The sequence below is a fragment of the Micrococcus sp. GbtcB5 genome (assembly GCF_019091605.1).
GTDB classification, from domain to species: Bacteria; Actinomycetota; Actinomycetes; order Actinomycetales; family Micrococcaceae; genus Micrococcus; species Micrococcus luteus.
On record NZ_JAGXJK010000162.1, the window covers coordinates 1 to 284 of the forward strand.

The 284-nt window shown below is 65.1% G+C and carries 1 pseudogene; it reads right to left on the reverse strand.

The features are described 5' to 3' along the window. Positions 1 to 269: pseudogene (locus KVS67_RS11870) on the reverse strand (hypothetical protein); the annotation flags it as partial. Positions 270 to 284: the final 15 nt, after the last annotated feature.

Below are 284 nucleotides of genomic sequence, written 5' to 3' on the forward strand. Positions count from 1 at the left end.
GGGATCAGCGAGACCACCTTGAAGGCGAGTCCCGTCGCACCCAACGTGATCGAGAAGACGCCCAGCATGAACTGGAACGCGATGAGTGCATGCACGCGCTCCTCCCCCTCGGGGAACGCTGAGCAGTAGGCCATGACCAGCGGGATCGCCGGGGTGATCCACCCGGGAACCACCGGATCGCCGAGGAGGTGATGGGTGAGGTACAGGAGGCCGTTGAACACCACGACGGCGAGGGCCACCTCGAACGGCATGCCGAGCAGTTCGGCCATCAGAGGGATGGCGTC